General features: G+C 74.9%; 27 protein-coding genes. 15 read left to right on the top strand and 12 right to left on the bottom strand.

What is annotated here, in order from left to right; translation table 11 throughout:
• Nucleotides 1-2: 2 nt before the first annotated feature.
• Both WAB14_RS05100 and WAB14_RS05095 read left to right on the top strand, forming a co-directional pair.
• Complete coding sequence (locus WAB14_RS05100; RefSeq protein WP_340268026.1) at nt 3-3,749, top strand: multifunctional oxoglutarate decarboxylase/oxoglutarate dehydrogenase thiamine pyrophosphate-binding subunit/dihydrolipoyllysine-residue succinyltransferase subunit; 3,747 nt, start codon at nt 3-5, stop codon at nt 3,747-3,749.
• Nucleotides 3,746-4,372 carry a GDSL-type esterase/lipase family protein gene (locus WAB14_RS05095; protein ID WP_340268481.1) on the top strand — a complete coding sequence of 209 codons (627 nt, stop codon included), beginning with the start codon at nt 3,746-3,748 and terminating at the stop codon, nt 4,370-4,372. Before WAB14_RS05100 ends, WAB14_RS05095 begins: the two co-directional genes overlap by 4 nt.
• Here the strand turns inward: WAB14_RS05095 and WAB14_RS05090 are convergent.
• A complete protein-coding gene (locus WAB14_RS05090) occupies nt 4,347-4,745 on the bottom strand; it encodes a nuclear transport factor 2 family protein (RefSeq protein ID WP_340268024.1) in 399 nt (132 codons plus the stop codon). The two genes, WAB14_RS05095 and WAB14_RS05090, sit on opposite strands and share 26 nt — an antisense overlap.
• An 83-nt stretch (nt 4,746-4,828) precedes the next feature.
• Between WAB14_RS05090 and WAB14_RS05085 the strand changes: the two genes are divergently transcribed.
• On the top strand, nt 4,829-5,803 hold the full coding sequence (locus WAB14_RS05085) for a zinc-binding dehydrogenase (RefSeq protein WP_340268022.1): 975 nt from the start codon (nt 4,829-4,831) through the stop codon (nt 5,801-5,803).
• On the opposite strand, the gene WAB14_RS05080 is transcribed toward WAB14_RS05085, so the two are convergent.
• Both WAB14_RS05080 and WAB14_RS05075 read right to left on the bottom strand, forming a co-directional pair.
• Entirely contained in the window at nt 5,793-6,452 is a 660-nt protein-coding gene (locus WAB14_RS05080; protein ID WP_340268020.1) for a UdgX family uracil-DNA binding protein, read from the bottom strand. The two genes, WAB14_RS05085 and WAB14_RS05080, sit on opposite strands and share 11 nt — an antisense overlap.
• Before the next feature lie 36 nt (nt 6,453-6,488).
• A complete protein-coding gene (locus tag WAB14_RS05075; protein WP_377002444.1) occupies nt 6,489-6,824 on the bottom strand; it encodes a S24/S26 family peptidase in 336 nt (111 codons plus the stop codon).
• Between the two features lie 75 nt (nt 6,825-6,899).
• On the opposite strand from WAB14_RS05075, the gene sodN reads away from it, so the two are divergent.
• Together sodN and WAB14_RS05065 are read left to right on the top strand one after the other, a co-directional pair.
• Nucleotides 6,900-7,295, top strand: coding sequence for a superoxide dismutase, Ni (sodN, locus tag WAB14_RS05070; protein WP_340268018.1), 396 nt, complete (start codon nt 6,900-6,902; stop codon nt 7,293-7,295).
• Nucleotides 7,292-7,837 (top strand): GNAT family N-acetyltransferase, encoded by a 546-nt coding sequence (locus WAB14_RS05065; RefSeq protein ID WP_340268016.1) that lies wholly within the window; start codon nt 7,292-7,294, stop codon nt 7,835-7,837. Before sodN ends, WAB14_RS05065 begins: the two co-directional genes overlap by 4 nt.
• 1 nt (nt 7,838) lies before the next feature.
• Here WAB14_RS05065 and WAB14_RS05060 read toward each other — a convergent pair whose 3' ends face one another.
• On the bottom strand, nt 7,839-8,927 hold the full coding sequence (locus WAB14_RS05060) for a type IV pilus twitching motility protein PilT (RefSeq protein WP_340268014.1): 1,089 nt from the start codon (nt 8,925-8,927) through the stop codon (nt 7,839-7,841).
• Between the two features lie 91 nt (nt 8,928-9,018).
• Nucleotides 9,019-9,231, bottom strand: a complete 213-nt coding sequence (locus tag WAB14_RS05055) for a biotin/lipoyl-binding carrier protein (RefSeq protein WP_340268012.1) — start codon at nt 9,229-9,231, stop codon at nt 9,019-9,021.
• Between the two features lie 79 nt (nt 9,232-9,310).
• On the opposite strand from WAB14_RS05055, the gene WAB14_RS18215 reads away from it, so the two are divergent.
• On the top strand, nt 9,311-9,385 hold the full coding sequence (locus tag WAB14_RS18215; protein ID WP_377002503.1) for a 50S ribosomal protein bL37: 75 nt from the start codon (nt 9,311-9,313) through the stop codon (nt 9,383-9,385).
• Nucleotides 9,386-9,467: 82 nt separating this feature from the next.
• Here the strand turns inward: WAB14_RS18215 and rsrA are convergent, their stop codons facing one another.
• The 3 genes from rsrA to WAB14_RS05035 all read right to left on the bottom strand — a co-directional run bounded on the left by rsrA (nt 9,468) and on the right by WAB14_RS05035 (nt 11,381).
• The gene (gene rsrA, locus WAB14_RS05045) at nt 9,468-9,734 is read right to left on the bottom strand and encodes a mycothiol system anti-sigma-R factor (protein ID WP_340268008.1); all 267 of its coding nucleotides are present in this window, start codon (nt 9,732-9,734) and stop codon (nt 9,468-9,470) included.
• Complete coding sequence (locus tag WAB14_RS05040) at nt 9,731-10,489, bottom strand: sigma-70 family RNA polymerase sigma factor (RefSeq protein WP_377002445.1); 759 nt, start codon at nt 10,487-10,489, stop codon at nt 9,731-9,733. The genes rsrA and WAB14_RS05040 overlap by 4 nt, the downstream gene beginning before the upstream one ends.
• A gap of 73 nt (nt 10,490-10,562) precedes the next feature.
• Complete coding sequence (locus WAB14_RS05035) at nt 10,563-11,381, bottom strand: SOS response-associated peptidase (RefSeq protein WP_340268005.1); 819 nt, start codon at nt 11,379-11,381, stop codon at nt 10,563-10,565.
• A gap of 81 nt (nt 11,382-11,462) precedes the next feature.
• Here WAB14_RS05035 and WAB14_RS05030 point away from each other — a divergent pair, with 81 nt between their 5' ends.
• The 3 genes from WAB14_RS05030 to rsgA are packed head-to-tail and all read left to right on the top strand — an operon-like array spanning nt 11,463 to nt 14,479.
• Nucleotides 11,463-12,047: a DoxX family protein gene (locus tag WAB14_RS05030; protein WP_340268003.1), complete on the top strand. Its 585-nt coding sequence runs from the start codon at nt 11,463-11,465 to the stop codon at nt 12,045-12,047.
• A 46-nt stretch (nt 12,048-12,093) separates the two neighbouring features.
• Nucleotides 12,094-13,398 (top strand): 3-phosphoshikimate 1-carboxyvinyltransferase, encoded by a 1,305-nt coding sequence (gene aroA / locus WAB14_RS05025; RefSeq protein ID WP_340268001.1) that lies wholly within the window; start codon nt 12,094-12,096, stop codon nt 13,396-13,398.
• 34 nt (nt 13,399-13,432) lie between these two features.
• Nucleotides 13,433-14,479, top strand: a complete 1,047-nt coding sequence (gene rsgA, locus WAB14_RS05020) for a ribosome small subunit-dependent GTPase A (protein WP_340267999.1) — start codon at nt 13,433-13,435, stop codon at nt 14,477-14,479.
• A gap of 16 nt (nt 14,480-14,495) precedes the next feature.
• On the opposite strand, the gene WAB14_RS05015 is transcribed toward rsgA, so the two are convergent.
• Nucleotides 14,496-14,861 (bottom strand): DUF2087 domain-containing protein, encoded by a 366-nt coding sequence (locus WAB14_RS05015; RefSeq protein WP_340267997.1) that lies wholly within the window; start codon nt 14,859-14,861, stop codon nt 14,496-14,498.
• A 37-nt stretch (nt 14,862-14,898) separates the two neighbouring features.
• On the opposite strand from WAB14_RS05015, the gene hisN reads away from it, so the two are divergent.
• Entirely contained in the window at nt 14,899-15,720 is an 822-nt protein-coding gene (gene hisN, locus WAB14_RS05010) for a histidinol-phosphatase (RefSeq protein WP_340267995.1), read from the top strand.
• Nucleotides 15,721-15,747: 27 nt separating this feature from the next.
• On the opposite strand, the gene WAB14_RS05005 is transcribed toward hisN, so the two are convergent.
• Nucleotides 15,748-16,521 (bottom strand): hypothetical protein, encoded by a 774-nt coding sequence (locus tag WAB14_RS05005; RefSeq protein ID WP_340267993.1) that lies wholly within the window; start codon nt 16,519-16,521, stop codon nt 15,748-15,750.
• Between the two features lie 137 nt (nt 16,522-16,658).
• On the opposite strand from WAB14_RS05005, the gene WAB14_RS05000 reads away from it, so the two are divergent.
• From WAB14_RS05000 to WAB14_RS04980, 5 genes are all read left to right on the top strand, one after another.
• Nucleotides 16,659-18,440 carry a carbon starvation CstA family protein gene (locus tag WAB14_RS05000; protein ID WP_340267991.1) on the top strand — a complete coding sequence of 594 codons (1,782 nt, stop codon included), beginning with the start codon at nt 16,659-16,661 and terminating at the stop codon, nt 18,438-18,440.
• 1 nt (nt 18,441) lies between these two features.
• Nucleotides 18,442-18,879, top strand: a complete 438-nt coding sequence (locus tag WAB14_RS04995) for a hypothetical protein (protein WP_340267989.1) — start codon at nt 18,442-18,444, stop codon at nt 18,877-18,879.
• Entirely contained in the window at nt 18,876-19,628 is a 753-nt protein-coding gene (locus WAB14_RS04990) for a histone deacetylase (RefSeq protein ID WP_340267987.1), read from the top strand. The genes WAB14_RS04995 and WAB14_RS04990 overlap by 4 nt, the downstream gene beginning before the upstream one ends.
• Before the next feature lie 10 nt (nt 19,629-19,638).
• Nucleotides 19,639-20,913 (top strand): NAD(P)/FAD-dependent oxidoreductase, encoded by a 1,275-nt coding sequence (locus tag WAB14_RS04985; protein WP_340267985.1) that lies wholly within the window; start codon nt 19,639-19,641, stop codon nt 20,911-20,913.
• A gap of 107 nt (nt 20,914-21,020) precedes the next feature.
• Entirely contained in the window at nt 21,021-22,193 is a 1,173-nt protein-coding gene (locus WAB14_RS04980) for a C40 family peptidase (RefSeq protein WP_340267983.1), read from the top strand.
• Between the two features lie 25 nt (nt 22,194-22,218).
• Here WAB14_RS04980 and WAB14_RS04975 read toward each other — a convergent pair whose 3' ends face one another.
• Entirely contained in the window at nt 22,219-22,761 is a 543-nt protein-coding gene (locus tag WAB14_RS04975; protein ID WP_340267981.1) for a hypothetical protein, read from the bottom strand.
• Nucleotides 22,758-23,225, bottom strand: coding sequence for an ATP-binding protein (locus WAB14_RS04970; protein ID WP_340267979.1), 468 nt, complete (start codon nt 23,223-23,225; stop codon nt 22,758-22,760). Before WAB14_RS04970 ends, WAB14_RS04975 begins: the two co-directional genes overlap by 4 nt.
• Between the last annotated feature and the right edge of the window lie 146 nt (nt 23,226-23,371).

Below are 23,371 nucleotides of genomic sequence, written 5' to 3'. Positions count from 1 at the left end.
CCGTGTCGAAGCAGACCCCGGCAGACGACCCCATGACGGGCTTCGGGCCGAACGAGTGGCTCGTGCAGGAGCTGCAGGAGGCCTACCGGCGCGACCCGTCGTCGGTGTCCCCGGAGTGGCGGGAGTTCTTCTCCGACGGTCCGCTCGACAGCCCCGCCGACGAGCCCGAGCAGGAGCCCGAGCCCGCGCAGGAGCCCGAGCAGGAGCCCGAGCCGAAGCCCGAGCCCGAGCCCGAGCCCGAGCAGAAGCCCGAGCCGAAGGCGACGCCGACACAGGACGCGAAGGAGCAGCAGCGGGTGAGCGCACCTCAGACCAGCCGGCCGTCGACCACCTCCTCCCCCGCCGCCTCGAGCGCCCCCGCCGGCTCGGGTGACGGCGGACGCGTCGAGCCGGTGCGCCTCAAGGGCCCCGCGGCGCGGGTCGTGACGAACATGGAGTCGAGCCTCACCGTCCCGACCGCGACGAGCGTGCGCGCGGTCCCGGCCAAGCTCCTCATCGACAACCGCATCGTCCTCAACAACCACCTCGCCCGAGCCCGCGGCGGAAAGGTCTCGTTCACCCACCTCATCGGGTTCGCGCTCGTCGAGGCGCTGCGCGAGATGCCGGAGATGAACTACGCGTACGCGGAGGTCGACGGCAAGCCCGGCGTCCTGCGCAACGAGGACGTCAACGTCGGCATCGCCATCGACCTCGCGAAGGACGACGGCACCCGCCAGCTCCTCGTGCCGAGCATCAAGCGCGCGCAGCGCATGGAGTTCGCGCAGTTCTGGGCGGGCTACGAGGACGTCGTGCGCCGGGCCCGCTCCGGCTCGCTCACGCTCGAGGACTTCCAGGGCACGACCGTCAGCCTCACGAACCCCGGCACGATCGGGACCGTCCACTCCGTGCCGCGGCTCATGCAGGGGCAGGGCGCGATCGTCGGCGTCGGGGCGCTGGAGTACCCCGCCGAGTACGCGGGCGCGAGCGAGGAGACGCTCGCCCGCCTCGCCGTCAGCAAGACGATCACGCTGACGAGCACGTACGACCACCGCATCATCCAGGGCGCGCAGTCCGGCGACTTCCTCCGCCTCCTGCACCACAAGCTGCTCGGCCAGGACGGCTTCTACGAGCGGGTCTTCGCGAGCCTGCGGGTGCCGTACGAGCCGATCCGCTGGGTGCGCGACGTCTCCGTGTCCGACGACGACGAGATCAACAAGACCGCGCGGGTCGTCGAGCTCATCCACGCCTACCGCGTGCGCGGGCACCTCATGGCGGACACGGACCCGCTGGAGTACCGCCAGCGCAGGCACCCGGACCTCGACGTCCAGACGCACGGCCTCAGCCTGTGGGACCTCGACCGCACGTTCCCGACCGGCGGCTTCGGCGGCCGCCCGACCATGAAGCTCCGCGACATCCTCGGGGTGCTGCGCAACTCGTACTGCCGCACGGTCGGCATCGAGTACATGCACATCCAGAACCCGGAGGAGCGGCGCTGGATCCAGGACCACGTCGAGCACGGCCACGACAAGCCGTCCCGCGAGGAGCAGCTGCGCATCCTCGGCCGGCTCAACGCCGCCGAGGCGTTCGAGACGTTCCTGCAGACGAAGTTCGTCGGCCAGAAGCGGTTCAGCCTCGAGGGCTCGGAGTCGACGATCCCGATCCTCGACCAGCTCCTCAGCGACGCCGCGGACGCGGGCCTCGACGAGGTGTGCATCGGCATGGCGCACCGCGGTCGCCTCAACGTCCTCGCGAACCTCGCGGGCAAGACGTACGGGCAGATCTTCGCGGAGTTCGAGGGTCAGCAGGACCCGAAGACGGTCCAGGGCTCCGGTGACGTCAAGTACCACCTCGGCACCGAGGGCACCTTCACCGCCCCCTCCGGCTCGCAGACGAAGGTGTACCTCGCGGCCAACCCCTCCCACCTCGAGGCGGTGAACCCCGTGCTCGAGGGCATCGCCCGGGCCAAGCAGGACCGGATCAACCTCGGCGGCGCCTCGTTCCCCGTGCTGCCGGTCCTCATCCACGGTGACGCGGCGTTCGCCGGCCAGGGCGTGGTCGCGGAGACCCTCAACCTCTCCCAGCTTCGCGGGTACCGCACCGGCGGGACCGTCCACGTCATCGTCAACAACCAGGTCGGCTTCACGACGGCCCCGACGGCGAGCCGGTCCTCGTACTACGCCACCGACGTCGCGCGCATGATCCAGGCGCCGATCTTCCACGTGAACGGCGACGACCCCGAGGCGTGCGTCCGCGTCGCGCAGCTCGCGTTCGAGTACCGGCAGAAGTTCGCCAAGGACGTCGTCGTCGACATGATCTGCTACCGACGCCGCGGTCACAACGAGGGCGACGACCCGTCGATGACGAACCCGCTCATGTACACCCTCATCGAGGGCAAGCGGAGTGTGCGGAAGCTCTACACCGAGTCCCTCATCGGCCGCGGCGACATCACGGTCGAGGAGGCCGAGGCGGCGCTGCGCGACTACTCCGACCAGCTCGAGCGGGTCTTCAAGGAGGTCCGCGAGGCGACGAAGGAGCAGCACGGCGACCGTCCCACCGGCGGCCTCGAGCTGCCGAGCGCCCAGGCCCAGGACGACGCCCAGCCCGCCGACACGCGGGCGACGGCGGTCGAGGAGTCCCTCGTCCACGCGATCGGCGACGCCTTCGCGACCCCACCGGAGGGCTTCACCCCCCACCCGAAGCTCACCCCCCTGCTGCAGAAGCGACGTCAGATGTCCCGTGAGGGCGGCATCGACTGGGCGTTCGGCGAGCTGCTCGCGTTCGGCTCGCTCGTCCACGAGGGCACGCCCGTGCGCCTCGCCGGGCAGGACTCGCGGCGCGGCACGTTCGTGCAGCGGCACGCCGTCCTCATCGACCGGCAGTCGGGCGCGGAGTGGGCGCCGCTGTCCTCCCTCGGTGAGCACGCCCGCTTCTGGGTGTACGACTCGCTGCTCAGCGAGTTCGCCGCGATGGGCTTCGAGTACGGGTACTCCGTCGAGCGGCCGGACGCCCTCGTCCTGTGGGAGGCGCAGTTCGGCGACTTCGGCAACGGGGCGCAGACGATCGTCGACGAGTTCATCTCCGCCGGGGAGCAGAAGTGGGGGCAGCGCAGCAGCGTCACGCTCCTGCTGCCGCACGGCTACGAGGGCCAGGGCCCGGACCACTCCTCGGGGCGGATCGAGCGCTACCTCCAGATGTGCGCGGAGGAGAACATGACGGTCGCCGTGCCGAGCACGCCGGCGTCGTACTTCCACCTCCTGCGCCGGCAGGCGTACGCCAAGCCGCGGCGCCCGCTCGTCGTCTTCACGCCGAAGTCGATGCTGCGCCTCAAGGCGGCGACGTCGCAGGTGCAGGACTTCACGACCGGCGGCTTCCGCCCCGTCGTCGACGACCCTGCGGTGCGCGACCCGCAGCAGGTCGACCGGGTGCTGCTGTGCAGCGGCAAGGTCTACTACGACCTCGTCGCGGCCCGGGAGAAGGCGGGCGACGAGCGGACCGCGATCCTGCGGCTCGAGCAGGTGGCCCCGCTCCCGCTCCAGGAGCTCATGGGGACCCTCGAGCGCTACCCGGAGGACGCCACGCTCGTGTGGGTGCAGGAGGAGCCGGAGAACCAGGGCGCCTGGTCGTACGTCGCCATGCAGACGTACGAGGCGTTCGGTGGTCGGCCGCTGCACCACGCGACTCGCCCGGCGTCGGCGTCGCCCGCGACCGGCTCGGCCCGCCGCCACGCGGACGAGCAGGCGCGCCTCGTCGAGCAGGCGCTGGGCCGCTGAACGGCGACCGGGCCGACGTCGCCGTCTGCGTCGTCGGCGACGAGCTCGTGGCCGGGCGCGGCGACGCCCGCGCGCTCGGCTGGGTGGGCCGTGTCGTCGCCCGCACCCCGCAGGACGACATCCGCCTCACGGCGTTCCCGCTCGGCGTGCCCGGCGAGACGACCGTCGACCTCGCGGCGCGCTGGGAGTCGGAGACCGCGCGGCGGCTCGGCCTCGGCGGTCGTCTCGTCGTCGCGCCCGGCATCGGCGACCTCCGGGACGGCGTGACGACGGCGCGGAGCCGCCTCAACGTCGCGAACGTCGTCGACGCCGCGCAGTCACGGGGGCTGCCCGTGCTCGTCGTCGGGCCGCCGCCGGTGCTGCGCGACGGCCCCGACGGAGCCCTCGCCGAGCAGGTGGCGCCCCTGTCGCACGCCCTCGCCGACGTGTGCGACCGCCGGCGGGTGCCCTACGTCGACACGTACGCCGCCCTCGACGGGCACGCCGACTGGGAACGGGACCTCGCCGCCTCGGACGGACGCGTGCCCGGGCAGGCCGGGTACGGGCTGCTCGCCTACCTCGTGCTCCACGGGGGCTGGTTCCCGTGGCTGGGGGTCGTCAGCCCGGCGCCACCTTCTGCATGAGCCGCGCCGAGTCGTAGACGGTCCGGAACCCGCTGCACCGGTCCCCGTCGAGGTCGATGACGGTGACGCCGGTGTACTCGACCTCGTGCCCTCCCGGGCGCACCGCCTCGGTCGTCCACTCCAGCGCCGCGTGCTGCTCGCCCTCGGTGACCTGGGTGAACGTCGTCCGGAGGGACTCGAACTGGCCGACGTACTCCCCGAACAGCTCGCGGATGCCGTCCTGGCCGCGGCGGGGGCCGTGACCGTCGATGCTGCGCACCTCGGCGTCGTCGGTGAAGAGCGTGGCGAGACCGTCGAGGTCGCCGTCCTGCTCCACCTTCCGCAGGGCCGCGATGAAGCGGCGGGTCGTGTCGTTGCGCACCTCGTGGTCCACAGGGGTCCTCTCGTCGGGCTGGTGACCGTCCGGGGAGAGGTACCCGTCGTGCCGAGGACCACACCCGCTGGTAGACGTTCCCCATGGTCGCCGTCGTCGTCACCCACCCGTCCCCCGACGACCCGCTCGCCGCGCTCGAGGTGCGCGACCGCGCACCGGAGCCCGTCGTCTCGCCGCCGGAGGACTGGGTCCCCGTGACGGTGCGGGCCGCCTCCCTCAACCACCACGACGTGTGGAGCCTGCGCGGGGTGGGCCTGCCCGCCGACCGCATGCCGATGGTCCTCGGCAGCGACGCCGCCGGCGTCGGGCCGGACGGGGAGGAGGTCGTCGTCCACGGGGTGATCTCCCAGCCGGGCTGGACGGGCGACGAGACGGAGGACCCCCGTCGCAGCCTCCTGAGCGAGCGCTACCCCGGGACCTTCGCCGACACCGTGCTCGTACCGGCCCGCAACCTCGTGCCGAAGCCGCCGGAGATGTCGTTCGAGGACGCCGCGTGCCTGCCGGTCGCGTGGCTCACGGCCTACCGGATGCTGTTCGTGCGCGGCGGGTGCGTGCCCGGCCAGACGGTGCTCGTCCAGGGGGCGGGCGGCGGGGTGGCGACGGCCCTCACCGCACTCGGCAGCGCGGCCGGGCTGCGGGTGTGGGTGACGAGCCGCGACGAGGGCAAGCGCGAGCGGGCGCTCGCCCTCGGCGCCGACGCCGTGTTCGAGACCGGCGCCCGGCTGCCGGACCGCGTCGACGCCGTCATGGAGACCGTCGGCGAGGCGACGTGGGCGCACTCCCTCCGTGCCCTGCGCCCCGGGGGGACGCTCGTGGTGTCCGGTGCGACCTCGGGTGCTTCGCCGCCCGCGGACCTCCAGCGGGTGTTCTTCCTGCAGCTGAGGGTCGTCGGGTCGACGATGGGGACGCGAGAGGAGCTGCAGCGCCTGCTCCGGATGTGCGTGACGACGGGGGTGCGGCCCCTCGTCGACAGCGTCCTACCGATGGCCGACGCCCGCGACGCGGTCGAGCGGATGGTCCGCGGCGAGGTCGAGGGGAAGCTCGTCCTCACGCCCTGAGGTGGTGGGCGAGGACGGCGAGGTCGGCGGCGAGCGCGGCGAACGCCTCCTCCCGCTGCTCCTCGGGTCCGCGCAGGACCGACGACGGGTGGACCGTCGGGAGCACGGGCCGACGCCCCGCCACGGTGTCGCGCTCGGCGAGCACGCCGCGCTCCCGGGTCACCCGGAACGAGGGGCCGAGGAGGGTCTTCGCCGCGGTCGCCCCGAGGACGACGACGACCTCGGGGTCGACGGCCGCGAGCTCGGCCTCGAGCCACGGCCGGCACGCCGTCATGTGCGCGAGCTCCGGGGTCTGGTGGATGCGCCGGTTCCCCCGCTGCTCGAAGCGGAAGTGCTTGACGGCGTTCGTCACGTAGACGTCGGCGCGGTCGACGCCGGCCTCGTCGAGCGCGCGCTGCAGGAGCCGTCCGGCGGGCCCGACGAAGGGGATGCCCTGGCGGTCCTCGACGTCGCCGGGCTGCTCGCCGACGAGCACGGCGCGGGCAGCCGGGTTGCCCGCGGAGAACACCACCTGCGTCGCGGGCCCGTGCAGCTCGCAGCCGCGGCAGGCGGGCGCCGCGGACCGCAGGGCCTCGACACCCCCGGCGGGCGGCACCCACTGCCGGGCACCGGGGCGGTCGGGGGCGTCGTCGGGGGCGGAGGCCGGCACGTGTCGAGGCTCCGGCACGCCGCCCCGCCCCGCGAGTCAGCGCACGCGCGCCGGGACCCTCCCCGGCCGCGGCCACAGCCGGGCGCGGACCACACCGAGGACGGCGTCGCCCGGCACGGCCCCGAAGAGCCACGAGTCGCTGCCGGCGGTCGGGTTGTCGCGCTCGAGCCACCAGCCGTCGCCGTCCCGGCGCAGGACGCGCTTGACGCCACGACCGCGCCCGCCGGGCAGGTCGGCGACGACGACGTCGCCCGGGTGCACGGTCGCGGCGGCCCGGGCGAGCAGCAGGTCGCCGTCGCGGAGCGCGGGGCTCATCGAACGGCCGCGGACCCGTACGAGCAGCCACGCGTGGCCGGGCGGGCGGGTGGGCACACAGGTAGTGTCCCAAGGGTCCGGTGAGGGCGTCCTGCCCCCGGACCGAGCACCCGTCGAGAGGATGACTCACCCATGATCGGTTTCCGGTTCGTCGAGGCCAGTGCGCACTGCGACCTGCCGTGCGGGGTCTACGACCCGGCGCAGGCCCGCATCGAGGCCGAGTCCGTCAAGGGCTGCATGCAGAAGTTCCACGGCTCGGACGACGCCGAGTTCAAGCAGCGCGCGGTCCAGATCAAGGAGGAGCGCGCGGACCTCGTCAAGCACCACCTGTGGGTGCTGTGGACGGACTACTTCAAGCCGCCGCACTTCGAGAAGTACCCGCAGCTGCACGAGCTGTTCAACGAGACGACGAAGCTCGCCGGCGCGAGCGGCGTCAAGGGCAGCACGGACGTCGCGGTCGCCGAGCAGCTCCTCGCGAAGATCGACGAGATCGCCGAGATCTTCTGGGAGACGAAGAAGGCCGCGTGACCGACGTCACCCGCGACACCGACCACGCCGCCCCCCGCGAGGGGGGCGGCGTCGTCGTCCGGCAGGTCCACCCCGGCGAGACCGCGCTCGTCCGTGCGTGCGGCACCCTCGCCGGCGAGGTGTACGGCGGCGAGGGGCTCATCGTCGACGAGGAGGGCTACCTCCACGTCGTCGCCGACGCCGCCCCGCGGGCCCGGGAGGCCGTGCTGCTCGCCGCCCTCGACGGTGACCGCCTGCTCGCCACCGCGACGTACGCCACGGCGGGGAACCGGTGGGCCGAGCTCGCGCGACCCGGTGAGGCGGAGATGCGGATGCTCGCCGTGGCCGCGAGCGCGCGTGGCCGGGGTGTCGGCCCCGCCGTCACGCGGTGGTGCCTCGACCGTGCGCGCGGCGAGGGCTGCCACCGCTTCGTCCTGTCGAGCGGGCCGCGCATGACGACCGCGCACCGGATGTACGAGCGGATGGGCTTCACCCGCACCCCGGACCGGGACTGGTCCCCCGGCCCGGGCATCGACCTCGTGACGTACGCCTACGCGCTGTAGCTCACGCGACGAGGCCGAGGCGCCGCAGCTCCACCTGGAGGTCGTGCGGGTTGCTCGAGGCGTGGCGCGCGTCCTCCAGCGTGATGATGCCGTCCCGCAGCAGCTGGACGAGGTGCTGGTCGAAGGTCTGCATCCCGTAGTACGACCCCTCCTTGAGGAGGTCGTGGATGGTGCTCGTCTTGTCGGGGTCGACGATCGCGTCGGCGATGCGGCCGGTGTTGACGGCGACCTCCATGACGACGCAGCGACCCTGTCCGTCCGCACGCGGCACGAGGCGCTGGCAGATGATGCCGCGCAACGCGCCGGCCAGGGCGAGGCGGACCTGCTTCTGCTCGTGCGGCGGGAAGAAGTCGATGACGCGGTTGACGGTCTCCTGCGCGTCGGTGGTGTGGAGCGTCGACATGACGAAGTGACCGGTCTCCGACGCCGCGAGCGCCGCCTTCACCGTCTCGTGGTCGCGCATCTCGCCGACGAGGATGACGTCGGGGTCCTGCCGCATCGCGGCCCGCAGCGCGGTGCCGAAGTCGGACGTGTCGAGGCGCACCTCCCGCTGGTTGATCATCGAGAGGTTGTCGGAGTGGATGACCTCGATGGGGTCCTCGATGGTGACGACGTGGACCTCGCGGTGGGTGTTGATGTGGTCGATCATCCCGGCGAGCGTCGTCGTCTTGCCCGAGCCGGTCGGCCCGGTCACGAGCACGAGGCCGCGGGGCTCGAGGGCGAGGCGCGCGATGACGTCCGGCAGCCCGAGGTCGGACAGCGGGATCGCCCCGACGGACACGCGCCGGAACACCAGGCCGGCCGAGCCGCGCTGGCGGAAGGCGTTGACACGGAAGCGGCCGACGCCGGGGATCGAGTACGCGAAGTCGGCCTCGTTCCTCGTCCGGAACTCCGCGAGGAGGTCCTCCCGCAGCACCTCCGTCACCATGTGCTCGGTGTCCTCGGGGGACAGCGCGGGCGACTGCACCTTCCGGAGGCTGCCGTCGATGCGGATGCGCGGCGGGGAGCCGACCTTGCAGTGCAGGTCGGAGCCCTTGAGCTCGACGAGGGCCCGGAGGAAGGGCACGACGCTGAGGGGGGTCTCGGTCACCTCCGCAGGATCGGGCCGTCCGGACCGGCGCTTGACCGGTTCACCCGGCATACGCCCGTCCGGAGGACGCAGCGTCTCCGGAGCGTCACGCTCAGTCCAGGACGACGAGCAGGTCACCCTCCTGCACGACGTCGCCCGCCTCCACGGCGACCCGGCTCACCCGGCCGCCCACCTCCGGCAGGACCGGGATCTCCATCTTCATGGACTCCAGGAGCACGAGCTCCGTGGCGGGCTCCACCCGGTCGCCGACGGCGACGTTGACGCTCAGCACGTTGGCCACCATCTCGGCGCGCACCTCTTCCATGGGACCATCGTGCCGGACGAGCGGACCCTCACCGGACGACCGGGGGCCCGCGAGCGACGACACGACGGAGGAGGCTCGGATGAGCAAGCGCGCCCGCAAGCGCCGCGCCCGCAAGAAGAACGGCGCGAACCACGGCAAGAAGCCGAACGCCTGAGCGAGCGGCCCAGGACGCACGAGGGCCCGGTCACCGGTGACGGTGACCGGGCCCTCGTGCGCGGCTCGGGTGCGTGGGGCCGTCAGGCCTCGCCGGCCTGCTGGCGCGCGGAGTCGAGCCGGGCCAGCACCCGCTGCCGCAGCCCCTCGGGCGCGCCCTCCCGGCAGGACCGCGACACGAGCGCCTTGACAGCCCGCTCGACGTCGGCCTGGTCCAGGCAGGGGGCGCACTCGTCGAGGTGCACCCGGATCTTGTGCTTGACCTCGGGGGTCAGCTCGCCGTCGATGTACTCGTACAGCCGGTCGAGCGCGTCCGCGCAGTCGGTCTCGTGGGGCTTCCCGCAGCTCATCCGGTCACCTCCACGTCCTCGCTCCGGCGCGTGGGCTCGACCCCGTCCGGCGCCTGCCGGATGAAGCCGCGGTCCAGCGCGTAGTCGGTGAGGAGCTCGCGCAGCTGGCGGCGCCCGCGGTGCAGGCGCGACATCACGGTGCCGATGGGCGTGCCCATGATCTCCGCGATCTCCTTGTAGGCGAAGCCCTCCACGTCGGCGTAGTACACGGCCATGCGGAAGTCCTCGGGGATGCTCTGCAGGGCCTCGCGGACGTCGCTGTCCGGGAGGGCGTCGAGGGCCTCCACCTCGGCGGAGCGCAGCCCGCTGGAGGTGTGGGACTCGGCCCGGGCGAGCTGCCAGTCGGCGATCTCGTCCGTCTGCTGCTGCTGCGGCTGCCGCTGCTTCTTGCGGTAGGTGTTGATGTAGGCGTTGGTGAGGATGCGGTAGAGCCACGCCTTGAGGTTGGTGCCGGGGCGGTACTGGTGGAAGGCGGCGAACGCCTTGGCGAACGCCTCCTGGACGAGGTCCTCGGCGTCGGCCGGGTTGCGCGTCATCCGCAGCGCGGCGGAGTACAGCTGGTCGACGTACTGGAGGGCCTCGGCCTCGAAGCGCTCCCGGCGCTCCTGCGGGGACTCCTCGAGCGGAGCCCGGCTCGTGTCCTCACCCATGGCAGGCGAGGCTATCCGGCGCAGCGGCACGCCGCCGATCCGGGTGAGGAGGGGCGGGCCCGGGTGCGGCAGCACCTGTGGTGTCCCGGTCGTCCCCACGCTCATGTCGGCGGCAACAGCGGCCCCCGCGACGCTGTTCCCGCGGGCCGCCCGCGCCCTCCCCGCGCTCTCCCCGCGCTCAGGCGAAGAGCTCCCCCGTCGTCGGGTCGACGACCCCGACGAGCTCCTCCGCCGCCGGGGGGGCGAGCAGGGCGGGGCTGTCGTTGCGGACGTTCCCGACGGCCGGCTGGACGGGCCGGGGGACGACGCGCCCCGTCGGCAGGTCCGCGAGGAGTGCCAGCGCCTCGGGGCCGGGGACGTCCCGGTCGAGCCAGCGGCGCCAGTGCTCCGCGGGCAACACGACGGGCATGCGGTCGTGGACGGCACGCAGCCCCGGCTCGGCGTCCGTGGTGAGGACGGTGACGGTCCCCAACCACGCCGCGGGGTCGTCCGGGTCGGCGACGTCGGGCACGCGCCACCACGAGTAGAGGCCCGCGAGCCCGAGGAGGCCCCCGTCGGGCGGGGCCATGAAGAAGGGCTGCTTGCGTGCCTTCCCGGTGCCGCTGCGCTCCTTCGGGACGGCCTGCCACTCGTACCAGCCGTCCGCCGGGAGGACGCAGCGCCGGGAGCCGACGAGCGAGCGGTACGCCGGCTTCCCGGTGACCGTCTCGACACGCGCGTTGATCATCCGGTTGCCGACGGCGGGGTCCTTGGCCCACGACGGCACCAGACCCCAGCGGAGGGCGCGCAGCCGCGCGGCCGGGTCGGGGGCGTCGCCGCCGCCCTCGGGAGGTCGGGGCGCCACGAGCACCGCCACCTGCTGCTGCGGGGCGACGTTGAACGACGGCCGCAACGCCGCGCGGTCGGTCGCGGCGACCGGGGCGACGGGCAGGCCGGTGGCGACGACCTCCTCGACGAGGTCCTCCGGGCTGCGGCTCGCCGCGTACCTCCCGCACATGCCGGGCAGCCTGCCACCTGCCGCGGACACCCGGGCGAGCACCGACGCGACAGCCCGGGCGGCCCCGGGCAGGATGGCGGCATGTTCCGTCGGATCGCCCGCCCGCTCCTCGCCGCCGTCTTCGTCCACTCGGGGGTCGACGCCCTGCGTGACCCGTCGAGGCCCGCCGAGCGCGCGGCCCCGCTCGTCAAGGCGGCCGCCGAGCGCTTCGGGATCCCCGACGACCCCGTCCTCGCCGCGCGCGTCAACGGCGGCGTGATGGTCGCGGGCGGTCTCGGCATGGCCACCGGGGTGCTGCCGCGGACCTCCGCGCTCGCGCTGGCGGCGAGCCTCGTGCCGACGACGTACGCCGGGCACGCCTTCTGGGAGTACCCGAAGGAGGAGCAGAAGCAGCACCGCATCCAGTTCCTCAAGAACCTCGGGCTGCTGTCGGGCCTCCTCCTCGTCGCCGACGCCCCGTACGCCCAGGAGCGCGCCGTCCGCAAGGCCAAGCGCGCCCGCAAGGCCGAGGCGGCTGCCGCGCAGCGGGAGAAGCAGAGCAAGGCGGTGGAGAAGGCGGCCGCGAAGCAGGCGAAGCACGCCGCGAAGATCGAGGCCCGTGCGGCGAAGCAGCGCGCGAAGGCCGAGAAGGCCGACGCGCGGCTGAGGAAGCACAAGGACGACTGACGGGCACCGTGCGCCAGCGTCCCCCGGCCCTGCCACTCTTGGGCCGGTGAGCGACACCGCCGGCTGGCCCGCCCCCACCCCCGTGCACCCGGTCGAGGCGACCGTCCGGCTGCCGGGGTCGAAGTCGCTCACCAACCGCTACCTCGTCCTCGCCGGTCTCGCCGACGAGCCGTCACGGCTGCGTCACCCGCTGCGCTCCCGCGACACGCTCCTCATGGCGCAGGCGCTGCGCGAGCTCGGCGCGGTCGTCGCCGACGACGGGGAGGACTGGGTCGTCACCCCGGTGCCGCGGCCCTCGGGCGCACCCGGTCCGGAGGCCGACGAGCACCCCGTGCCCGTCGACTGCGGGCTGGCGGGCACCGTCATGCGCTTCCTGCCGCCGCTCGTCGCGGTGAGCGGCCGGGCCGCGCACCTGTTCGGCGACCCCCGCCTGCACGAGCGGCCCGTCGCCCCCTTGCTGCAGGCGCTGCGGGACCTCGGCGTCCGGGTCGACGACACCGACGGCGGCTTCCCGTGCACGATCCACGCGGGGCCGGTGCCGGCGGGTGGCGAGGTCGCCCTCGACGCGAGCGCGTCGAGCCAGTTCGTGTCGGGCCTGCTGCTCGCCGGCGCCCGCATGCGCGACGGCCTCGTCGTCCGGCACGTGGGCAGCGCCGTACCGTCCCGGCCGCACGTCGCCATGACCGTGGAGAACCTCCGCGACGTCGGGGTCACGGTCGACGACACCGAGGACCTCGTGTGGCGGGTCGCCCCCGGACCCGTCGGGGGGCTCGACGTCGACGTCGAGCCCGACCTGTCGAACGCGGGCCCGTTCCTCGCCGCGGCCCTGGTGACCGGGGGCACGGTCCACGTGCCCGGCTGGCCGCAGCAGACGACGCAGGCGGGCGACGTGCTGCGCGACGTCCTCGACGCCATGGGCGCCGACGTCCGGCTCGACCCCGACGGCCTCACCGTCAGCGGCGACGGCGAGGTGTACGGCATCGACGTCGACCTCCACGCCGCCGGCGAGGTCGCGCCGACCTTGGCGGGCCTCGCCGCGCTCGCGGTCTCCCCCTCGCGGCTGCGGGGCATCGCCCACCTGCGGGGCCACGAGACCGACCGCCTGCAGGCCCTCGCCGACGAGGTCGGGCGGCTCGGCGGCCACGTCGAGGTCCTCGAGGACGGCTTGCGCATCGAGCCGAGACCGCTGCACGGTGGGCGCTGGCACAGCTACGCCGACCACCGGATGGCGACGACCGGCGCGGTCGTCGGCCTGCGGGTGCCGGGAGTCGTCGTCGACGACGTCGCGACGACGTCGAAGACGATCCCCGACTTCGTCGGGCTGTGGACGCGGATGCTCGACGGCCGATGACGGCTCCCGCGACGACCCCTGCGACCCGCCCGTGGTGAGGCGTCGCAGCACGGCCTCGTGGGACGAGTCCGACGCCCGCAGCCGGCCGCCCCGGCGCGGCACCCGGCCCCGCACCAAGGACCGCCCCGCCCACGACGACGCGGTGACGGGGTGGGTCCTCACGATCGACCGGGGCCGCTACACGTGCCTGGTGCCGGCGCCGCCCCACACCGCCGGCAGCACGGGGGACCGGCAGCCGGGCTCGGTGGAGGTCGTGGCGATGCGCGCACGGGCGCTGCGGCCGGGCGACGTCGCGGTCGGCGACCGGGTCGGGCTGGTCGGGGACACCAGCGGCGCGACCGACAGCCTCGCCCGCCTCGTCCGCGTCGAGGAGCGGACCTCGACGCTGCGCCGCAGCGCCGACGACGCCGACCCCGTCGAGCGGGTCGTCGTCGCCAACGCCGACCAGCTGTGCCTCGTCGTGGCCGCGGCGGACCCGGAGCCCAACCCCCGCCTGGTCGACCGCGCCCTCGTCGCGGCCTGGGACGCCGGCGTCGACCCGCTCCTCGTCGTGACGAAGACGGACCTCGCCGACCCCGCGCCGGTCGTCGACGCCTACGCCGCGCTCGGCGTGTCGGTGCTCGGCGTCAGCAAGGTCGACTGGCGGGGACTCGACGGGGTCCGCTCGGCGCTCGCCGGCCGCACCACGGCGCTCGTCGGGCCCTCGGGCGTCGGCAAGTCGACGCTCGTCAACGAGCTGTCCCCGGGGGCCTACCGGGCGGTCAGCGACGTCAGCGGCACCACGGGCAAGGGCCGGCACACGTCGACGTCGGCCGTCCTGCTGCCGCTGCGGACGGGCGGCTGGGCGGTCGACACGCCCGGGATCCGCTCGTTCGGGCTCGCGCACGTCGAGCCCGACCGGCTGCTGCGCGCCTTCCCCGACCTGGCGCCCGGCACCGACGAGTGCCCGCGCGGCTGCAGCCACGACGAGGCCGAGTGCGGCCTCGACGACTGGGTCGGCGAGGGCAACAGCACCCCGGCGCGCCTGGAGAGCTTCCGCCGGCTGCTGGGGGCGCTGCGCGCCGCGGCCGACACGTGGTGACGGCGGGCGCCGCCGGCTACGCGGGCGGGCCCTCGACCGACCCGCCCGTGCGCCAGTACCAGCCGGCGTCGCGGGCGAGGAACAGGTTCTCCACGAGGTAGCGGCGCAGCGCGGCGACGTCGTCGTGGTAGGCGCGCAGCCGGTTGTTGACGTCGGTCTCCGTGTAGCGCCGGCCCGGCTCGAACTCCTGCGCGAGGACGTCGAGGACGAGGAGGCGCTTGGTGTGCTTCGCCGGGATCTGCACGAGGCGGCCGTCGGCGTCGAAGAACGACCGGAGCACCGGCCCGCGGGTCCTGTCGTCCTGCCGCGCCGCCCAGCGGGCGGGCTGGGCGTCCGGGTCCGTCGCGTCGGCGCGACGCACGACCTTCCGCTCCTCGGGCACCCGCCCACCCTACGGCGGCACCCCTAGGCTCCCAGGCATGACGAGCGCCGCGAGCAGCGACCGCCAGCGCGGCTGGGACGACGACCTGCGCCTCGCGCTGTCCCTCGCCGACCAGGTCGACGCGCTCACGATGGACCGCTTCGGCGCGGCGGACCTGGAGGTCCGCACGAAGCCGGACCTCTCCCCCGTCACCGAGGCCGACACGGACGCGGAGCGGGCGATGCGATCGCTGCTGCAGCGCGCCCGGCCCCGCGACATGGTCGTCGGCGAGGAGCTCGAGCCGACCGGGCACGGGCGCCGGCAGTGGGTGCTCGACCCCATCGACGGCACGAAGAACTTCGTCCGCGGCGTCCCGGTGTGGGCGACGCTCATCGCCCTCGTCGACGACCGCACGCCCGTCGTCGGCGTCGTGAGCGCGCCGGCGCTCGGGCGGCGCTGGTGGGCGGCGAAGGGCACGGGCGCGTACACCGGCCGCAGCCTGTCCTCGGCCCGCCAGATCTCGGTGTCCGGGGTCGACCACCTGGGCGACGCATCGCTGTCGTACTCCTCGCTGTCCGGCTGGGAGGAGCGCGGCCTGCTGCCGGGGTTCCTCGACCTCACCCGCTCGTGCTGGCGCACGCGGGCGTACGGGGACTTCTGGTCGTACATGCTGCTGGCGGAGGGCGCGGTCGACGTCGCGTGTGAGCCGGAGCTCGCGCTGCACGACATGGCGGCGCTCGTGCCCGTCGTCACGGAGGCCGGCGGGCGGTTCACGTCGCTGGCCGGTGAGCCCGGACCGTGGGGCGGTGACGCGCTCGCGACGAACGGCCACCTCCACGACCCGGTCCTCGCGACCCTGTCGGGCACCGCCCTCGGCTGAGGAGCGGTCGCGTCGCCCTGCCGCCCCTCAGTGCAGACCGGCCCGGCGGAGCCCGTCGACGCACGCGCGCTCCAGCGCCCGCTGTCGCCGCCACCGTCCGAGCAGGGACGGGACGGGCGGCAGCGGGGGCGACGCGACGGTGCCGGCGGCGGGCTCGACGACGCCGTCGCGGACCTCCGCGGGCAGCCGGGTCTCGGCGCGGCGCTCGAGGTCGGCGGACGCGGCGTGCCGGACGAGCAGCGCGGGGCCGTCCGGGACCCCGACGGGACCGACGCCGTCCGGCACGCGGACGACGACGCGCCCCGAGGCGTCGACGGCCACGAGGAGCGCGCCGGGACCGTCCGCCGGCACCGGGGTCAGCGGCCGTGCGCCGGGCGTGCCCGTCGGGTGGAGCCGCAGGAGCAGTCGGGGCACGAACCACCAGTGCTCCCGCCGCAGGAGGGCGGAGTCGGCGAGCGCACGACTCGGTGGGTGCTTGCGCAGCTCCTGCCCGAGCAGCGCGTCGAGGAAGCGCTCACCGGCGGGGTCGGCGACGAGGTCGACCGTGCACGGCACCGCGAGCGCGGGCGGGTCCTGCGCGGCGGTGCGCGCGTGGCTGAGGGAGAGGACCACCCCCGACGCGGCCGCGGCGGCGAGGGCGGTGCCGAGCGCGGCGTAGGTGAGCGCGATCCACGGCGTCCCGTCGTGCCACAGGGGCACGACCACCTCCGCGCGCGGCCTGCCGCCCTCCGACCAGCACAGCTCCGCGAGCCCGTGCCCCGCGACTGCGGCGCGCAGCCCGTCGGCGGCGACGTCGCTCACGGCACCGGCCGCGCGGTGGCGGCGGGCGGTGTCGAGGGTCCAGGTGCAGGGTCGTGCGACGAGTTGTGACACACGGGTGCGGAGGCTAGCGTCCGCCTGTCCGGACGCAGGGGTCCGGCGTCCCCAGGAGGTGCCGGGTGCCCGCCATCGTCGTCGCCGTCGTCGTCCTCGCGCTGTTCGCGGTCGCCTACCTCACGTACGCGCGCTACCTCGCCTCGCGCGTCTACGCCCTCGACGACAGCAGACCGACGCCCGCGCACACCATGACGGACGGGGTCGACTTCGTCCCGACCAACAAGCACGTCCTGTTCGGCCACCACTTCACCTCCGTCGCGGGGGCGGCTCCCATCGTCGGGCCCGCGATCGCCGTGTTCTGGGGGTGGGGGCCGGCGCTCGTGTGGATCGTCCTCGGGACGATCTTCGCCGCGGGCGTCCACGACTTCGGGGCCCTCGCGGTGTCGGTCCGCCACCGCGCGCAGAACATCGGCACGCTCGCGGGCCGCGTCATCAGCCGACGGGGACGCACGCTCTTCCTCGTCATCATCTTCTTCCTGCTGACGCTCGTGAACGCCGTCTTCGCCGTCGTCATCGGGAACCTGCTCGTGGCGAACCCGGGCGCGGTCATCCCGATCTTCGTCGAGATCCCGGTCGCGATGCTCATCGGGCAGTACATCTACCGGACCCGGTCGGCCGCGCTCGTCCCGTCGATCGTCGGCGTGATCGCGCTCTACCTGCTCATCCTCGTCGGGCAGGCGTTCCCCCTCGACATCACGCCGCTGGCGACGGCGCTCGGTTTCGAGAACCCGCGCAACCTGTGGGTGATCATCCTGTTCGCCTACGCGTTCCTCGCCTCCCGCCTGCCGGTGTGGCTGCTCCTCCAGCCGCGCGACTACATCAACAGCCACCAGCTCTTCATCGCACTCGGCGTGATCATGCTCGGGATCGTCGTCGGGTGGGAGCGCATCGTCGCGCCCGTCGTCAACGAGGTCCCCGAGGGCTCCCCGAGCATCGTGCCGTTCCTCTTCATCACGATCGCGTGCGGCGCCATCTCCGGCTTCCACAGCCTCGTGTCGTCGGGGACGACGTCGAAGCAGCTCGACAAGGAGTCCGACGCCCGCTACGTCGGCTACGTCGGTGCGCTCGGCGAGGGCAGCCTCGCGATGGGCTCCGTCCTCGCCGTCACCGCGGGCGTCGCCGCCACGCAGGTGGAGTGGCGGGAGCTCTACAGCGACTTCGCGACGGCGTCCGGGGGCGCGACGGGCAACTTCGTCGGCGGGGTCGCCGAGTTCGCCAACAACCTCGGCGTGCCGCTCGCGACGGCCACGATCTTCGCCGCCGTCGTCGTCATCAGCTTCGCCGCCACGACGATGGACACCGGCGTCCGCCTGCAGCGGTACATCGTGCAGGAGATCGCCGAGATCGCCGGCATCCGGCCGCTGGCCCGCAACCTCACCCTCGCCGGTCTCGTCGCGGTCGGGGTGCCCCTCGTCCTCGCGCTGCTCCCGGGCGGCGGCGAGGCCGGCTACACCTTCGGTGTCCTCTGGCAGCTGTTCGGCACGACGAACCAGCTGACCGCCGCGCTCGCCCTCACGGTCGTCGCGATGTGGGTGCTGCGGCGCGGCCGCAACCCGCTGGCGGTGCTCGTGCCCCTCGTCGTCGTCCTCGCCATGACGACGTGGGCGCTGCTGGTGAACCTCCGCAACTTCGTCACGGCCGGCGAGTGGGTGCTCGCCGCGCTCGACGCCGTGATCCTCGTCCTCGCGATGTGGCTCGTCGTCGAGGCCGTCGCGGCGGTCCGCCACGCCCGCGAGGAGCGCGCCCGCGGCGTCGACGACCCGCGGCACGAGGCGCTCGGCGGCACCGACGACGGCGACGCCGTGGCCCGCCAGGACGCGGGCGGGCCCGGCCCGGCGCGCTGACGTGACGACGACCGGCGGACGCGCGGCGGCCCGGCACCAGGTCGTGCTCGTCCGCACGTGGCACGACCACCACGGCGCCGGCGGCTGCTGCGGCACCACCGACGCCGTCGGCACGCTGGGACCGCCCGACCGGGCCACCGCGGCCGCGCCACCGGCCGAGGACGCGACGGGCCGGCGCTACCGGGCGCTGCGGACCGCGCTCCCCCACGTCCGGGTCGAGGTGACCGACTCCCGCAACTGGCTCTACCTCGCGCCGTGGGCGTACCGGGCGCGGCGCGCGGCCGGGGCTCCCGCGGCCGTCGCGGCGCGGGCCGCCGCCCGGGCCACGACGCCCGGTGGCGTCCTCGTCGACGGCGAGCTCCTCGCCCTCGACCCCCACGCCCCGGCGGAGGAGGTGGTGGCGGCGGTCCGGGCGCGCACCGGCACACTGCAGGGGTGACCGCGCACGTCGACCGCACCGTCCCGCTCCCCGACGTCGCCACCACCGTGCTCCGGGTCCGCGCCCGCGCGGCCGTCGTCACGCTGCGCCCCGGTCCGGCCGGACCCGGCAGCCCGGAGCTCCGCGACGAGCCCGGCCACGTCTGGTACGTGAGCTACGGCTCCAACCTGTTGCGGGAACGCTTCGAGCGGTACCTGCTCGGCGGACGGCTCCCGGGGCTCGACGTCGAGTACCCGGGAGGGCCGGCCACGGCCCCCGCGGCGGCGGACCGTCCCGCCGTGCTGCCCGGCTCCCTCCGGCTCGCCGGGGAGGCGCCGGCGTGGGGCGGGGGCGGCGTGTGCTTCTGGGACCCCACCCCGGGCGGGCCCGGCGTGCTCGCACGGGCGTGGCGGGTCACGCTCGCGCAGTTCCGCGAGGTCGTGCACCTGGAGAACGGCGGCGAGCTCCGCCGGCAGGCGCCGTGGTCCGACGCCGTGCTCCGGGACGGCGAGGGCAGCGTGAACGGGGCCTGGTACGGCCGCCTCGTCCGCTGCGGGCGCCTCGACGACGAGCCCGCGCTCACCTTCACGGCGCCCCACGGCGGCCTGCCGCCGTCCCGGTCCCCCTCGCCGCGGTACCGCAGCGTCGTCGCCGACGGCCTGCTCGAGACCTTCGGGCCGGCCCCGCACGGCTCCCTCACGCGCGCCGAGGCCGACGCCTACCTCACCGCGGCCGACGGGTGGGACCGGGCGGTGGGCCCCGGTCGGTAGGTTCGTGCCGGTGGGGAGCGCGCCGACGACTCAGCCGACGACGCAGCCGACGACGGACCCGCGGCCCCTGCTGCCGCCGGAGGGTCGCCTCGTCGTGGTCGGCGGTGGGGTGGCCGCGGCCACCCTGTGCCAGGCGGTCCGTCGCGGCGGGTTCACCGGCGAGGTGGTCGTCGTCGGGCAAGAGCCGCACGCGCCCTACGACCGACCGCCGCTGTCGAAGCAGGTGCTGCTCGGTGACGCCCCGGTGCCGCCGTCCCCGCACGGTGGTGTCGCCGACCTGGGGGTGGGCGGCGGCGACGTCGACCTGCGGCCGGGCGTCACCGCGACGGGTCTCGACCCCGCCGCCCGGGTCGTCCGCACCCGCTCCGAGGACCGCGACCACGAGGTCGCCTACGACGCCGTCGTCGTCGCGACCGGCTCCGAGCCCGTACGGCTGCCCGGCGACGGCCCCCAGCTCACGCTGCGCCGCTGGGAGGACGCCGTGGCGCTGCGGGCGCGCCTGCGTCCCGGCGCCCGGGTCGTCGTGGTCGGCGCCGGGTGGGTGGGCGCCGAGGTCGCGACGGCCGCGCTGCGGCACGGCGCCGACGTCACGTGCCTCGAGGCCGCCGGCGCCCCGGCGGCCGCCGTGGTCGGCGAGGAGGTCGCCGACCGCGTCCTGCTCCCCCTGTGGCGCGACGTCGACCTGCGGCTCGGGACGCCCGTCGAGTCCGTCGGACCCGACGGCGTCCGCCTGGCCGGCGGTGCCGTGGTGCCCGCGGACGTGGTCGTCACCGGCGTCGGGGTCCGGCCCGCCGTCGCGTGGCTCGACGGCTCGGGCCTCGCGGTCGACGCCGGTGGCGTGCTCGTCGACGAGCACCTGCGTGCCGGTCCCGCCGGCGTCCTCGCGGTCGGCGACGCCGCCCACCGCTGGTCGCCGCGGTGGGGCCGGCGGGTGCGCGCCGAGCACTGGGAGGAGGCGGTCCACGGTGCGGGCGCCGCGGCCGAGGTCCTCCTCGCCGGGGGCGAGGCCCCGCTCCCGGTCCACGACCCGGTGCCGTACGTGTGGAGCGACCAGCTCGGGGTGCGCCTGCAGCTCGTCGGGCTCCCCGGTGCGGCGGACCGCGTGGTCTGGCGCGAGCACGACAGCGGGGCGCCCACCGCGCTCTGGCTGGGCGAGGACGGCCGCCTGGAGGCGGTGCTGGCCGTCGACCGCCCCCGCGAGGCGGCCGCCGCCCGGCGCGCCGTCGGCGCGGTCCGCGACCTCGACCGGCTCGTGGACGCGGGCACCCCGCTGCACCGGGCGTGAGGCGCGCCACCCCCGGGCGTCGTCGCGATCACCGAGACCGTTCTGTTACCTTGCGACGTCCCCTCGGTATGCCGTACCGCGACCCCGGAACGACAGGACCCGCTCCCGTGCGCCTTCCCCACCTGCCCTCCGCCGTGCGCGTGCTCGCCGCCACGGCCGCGGTCACCCTCTCCTTCGGGCTCCTCGCCGCTCCTGCCGGCGCGAGCGACGTCGCCGAGGCGGAGCAGCGAGTGGAGGAGCTCGGCCGCCAGGTCGCGGTCCTCACCGAGGACTACAACGAGATGCGCGAGGAGGCCGCGGCGCAGCGCACGCGCGCCGAGGCGGCCGCGGCGCAGGTGAGCGACCAGCAGGTCCGCATCGGCGACATGAACGACGAGCTCGTCGCCTTCGCGGTCGAGGCCTTCAAGCGGGGCGGCGTGGACCCCCGCCTCGCGCTGCTCCTCCGCGGCGGCAGCGACTTCTCCCACGGTTCCGGCACGATCGCGCTCCTCGGCGAGCGCAGCTCCGCGAGCCTCTCGCGCCTCCGTCAGGCCCAGACCGAGCTGCTCGAGCTCCAGCGCGAGGAGCAGCGTGCGCTCGCGGACGTCGAGGCGATGGAGGCCGACCTCGCCGCCACGAAGCAGGACATCGAGACCCAGCTCGCCGCCGCCGAGGACGACCTCGAGCGCGCCGAGGCCGCTGCCGCCGCCCGCGAGGCCGCACGGCAGGCCGCGATCCGCGCGGCCGAGCAGCGACGCGCCGCGGCCGAGGCCGCGAGCCGCTCGCGGGAGGCGGCTGCGTCGAGCGACTCCGGCGGCTCCGGCGAATCGGGCGGCTCGGGCGGGTCCGGTGGCTCCGGGGACTCCGGGGACTCCGGGGGTTCCGGCGGCACCGAGGTGGTCGTGAGCGGCGGGACCACCGTCAGCTGCGGCGGCCGGAGCGTCACGGCGCCCGACAACCGGACCGCGACGGTCATCGCCTTCGCGTGCTCGCAGATGGGCAAGCCGTACCAGTGGGGTGCCGGCGGGCCGAGCTCCTACGACTGCTCCGGGCTCACGTCGCGCGCGTGGGCGCAGGTCGGGGTCTCGCTCCCCCACTCCTCGCGCATGCAGTACTCCTCGGGCGCGAAGGTGTCGCGGGACCAGCTGCGCCCCGGCGACCTCGTGTACTTCTACTCCCCCATCAGCCACGTCGGCATCTACATCGGCGGGGGCGAGCTCGTCGCCGCGCCGTCGTCCGGGGACGTCGTGAAGATCCAGTCGATGAGGTACATGCCGTACGCGGGCGGCACCCGCCACTGACCCGCCGGGTCGCCACGGCGGGTCGCTACGGCGTGAGGGGACCGTCCCACGGCGTGGGGGCGTGCCCCTCGAGCTGCCGCTCGAACTCGTCGAGGAACCACTCCCCGAAGTCCCTCACGACGGGCGGGCGGGGCAGCGTGAGCAGCTGCGCCTCCTCGCAGAACCGGTCCGACTCCGCCATGAGCCGCCGGAGCTCCCGCACCGCCCCGACGGCGGCCGGCGTGACGTCCGACTCCTGGTCGATGACCGCGAGACCGGCGGCGAGCGCGGCCTCGAGCTCCTCGTCCCGCCGGGAGGCGGCGGCCGCGTACCGCTGACCGAGGATCTCGACGAGCTCGACGAGCCGGGCCGGCGCGTGGTGCGCCTCGAGGTCGCCGGCGAGAGCCAGCAGCCGGTACTCGCGCATGAGGTCGTCGTGGTGCTCCCGGCTCGCGAGCCACACCTGCACCGGCAGGCCGCGCAGGACCACGTGGACCGTCGCGCCGTCGGTCGTGGCGTCGTCGTGGGGCTCGTACCGCCCGAGCGGGGACCCGCGCTCCTCCTGGGGCGCCCGCTCCTCCCCGGTCACGGGCCGCCCATGACGTCGTCGAAGCGGACGTCGCCCCACGCGTCCCGCACCCGCTCCACCCGGAACCACGTCACCTTCCCCCCGGGCGTCGTGTGCCAGCCGTAGTCGTCGGCGAGGCCGGAGAGCAGGGTCATGCCGCGTCCGGTCGACGCGTTCGGGCTGTAGCGGCGCCGCGTGGGGACGACGCTCGACCCGTCGGTGACGCTGACGCGGACACCCGCCCCCTCACGGACGACCTCGACGAGCATCGGGGTGCCGGCGTGCAGGAGCGAGTTCGTCACGACCTCCGTGGTGAGGAGCTCGACCTGCTCGCACAGCGGTTCCAGCGACCACACCTCGAGCTGCCTCACGACCCAGCGGCGCGCCTCCCGGGCCGACGACGCGCGCGGCGGCAGTGACAGCTGCTCCACGACCGTCGTCGGCCGGGCGCTGTCTCCGGTTCCCTCGTCACCGGGGAGGGTCACAGTCAGGGCTCCTGCGGGGGCTGCGGGGTGCGCGGGGAGGCATGGGTCCGAGGACACCATGCCCGAGACCGGCCTCGCGTACACCTCGGTCGCGCGAACGATCTCAGCACCCGGTCGGCCCGGCGCCCTCGGGGCACGCCACCACG

The organism is Aquipuribacter nitratireducens (assembly GCF_037860835.1).
Classification (GTDB): Bacteria; Actinomycetota; Actinomycetes; order Actinomycetales; family JBBAYJ01; genus Aquipuribacter; species Aquipuribacter nitratireducens.
Note: the sequence above shows the minus strand (reverse complement) of the source record. Positions and strands in the feature narration are given on the sequence as shown.

Excerpts from the sequence above, each read along its gene's own strand:
- WAB14_RS05085 (WP_340268022.1), top strand. The coding sequence starts at position 4,829 with ATGGTCGCCGTCGTCGTCACCCACCCGTCCCCCGACGACCCGCTCGCC.
- sodN (WP_340268018.1), top strand. The coding sequence starts at position 6,900 with ATGATCGGTTTCCGGTTCGTCGAGGCCAGTGCGCACTGCGACCTGCCG.
- WAB14_RS05055 (WP_340268012.1), bottom strand. The coding sequence starts at position 9,231 with ATGGAAGAGGTGCGCGCCGAGATGGTGGCCAACGTGCTGAGCGTCAAC.
- rsrA (WP_340268008.1), bottom strand. The coding sequence starts at position 9,734 with ATGAGCTGCGGGAAGCCCCACGAGACCGACTGCGCGGACGCGCTCGAC.
- WAB14_RS05040 (WP_377002445.1), bottom strand. The coding sequence starts at position 10,489 with ATGAGCGTGGGGACGACCGGGACACCACAGGTGCTGCCGCACCCGGGC.
- WAB14_RS05035 (WP_340268005.1), bottom strand. The coding sequence starts at position 11,381 with ATGTGCGGGAGGTACGCGGCGAGCCGCAGCCCGGAGGACCTCGTCGAG.
- WAB14_RS05030 (WP_340268003.1), top strand. The coding sequence starts at position 11,463 with ATGTTCCGTCGGATCGCCCGCCCGCTCCTCGCCGCCGTCTTCGTCCAC.
- hisN (WP_340267995.1), top strand. The coding sequence starts at position 14,899 with ATGACGAGCGCCGCGAGCAGCGACCGCCAGCGCGGCTGGGACGACGAC.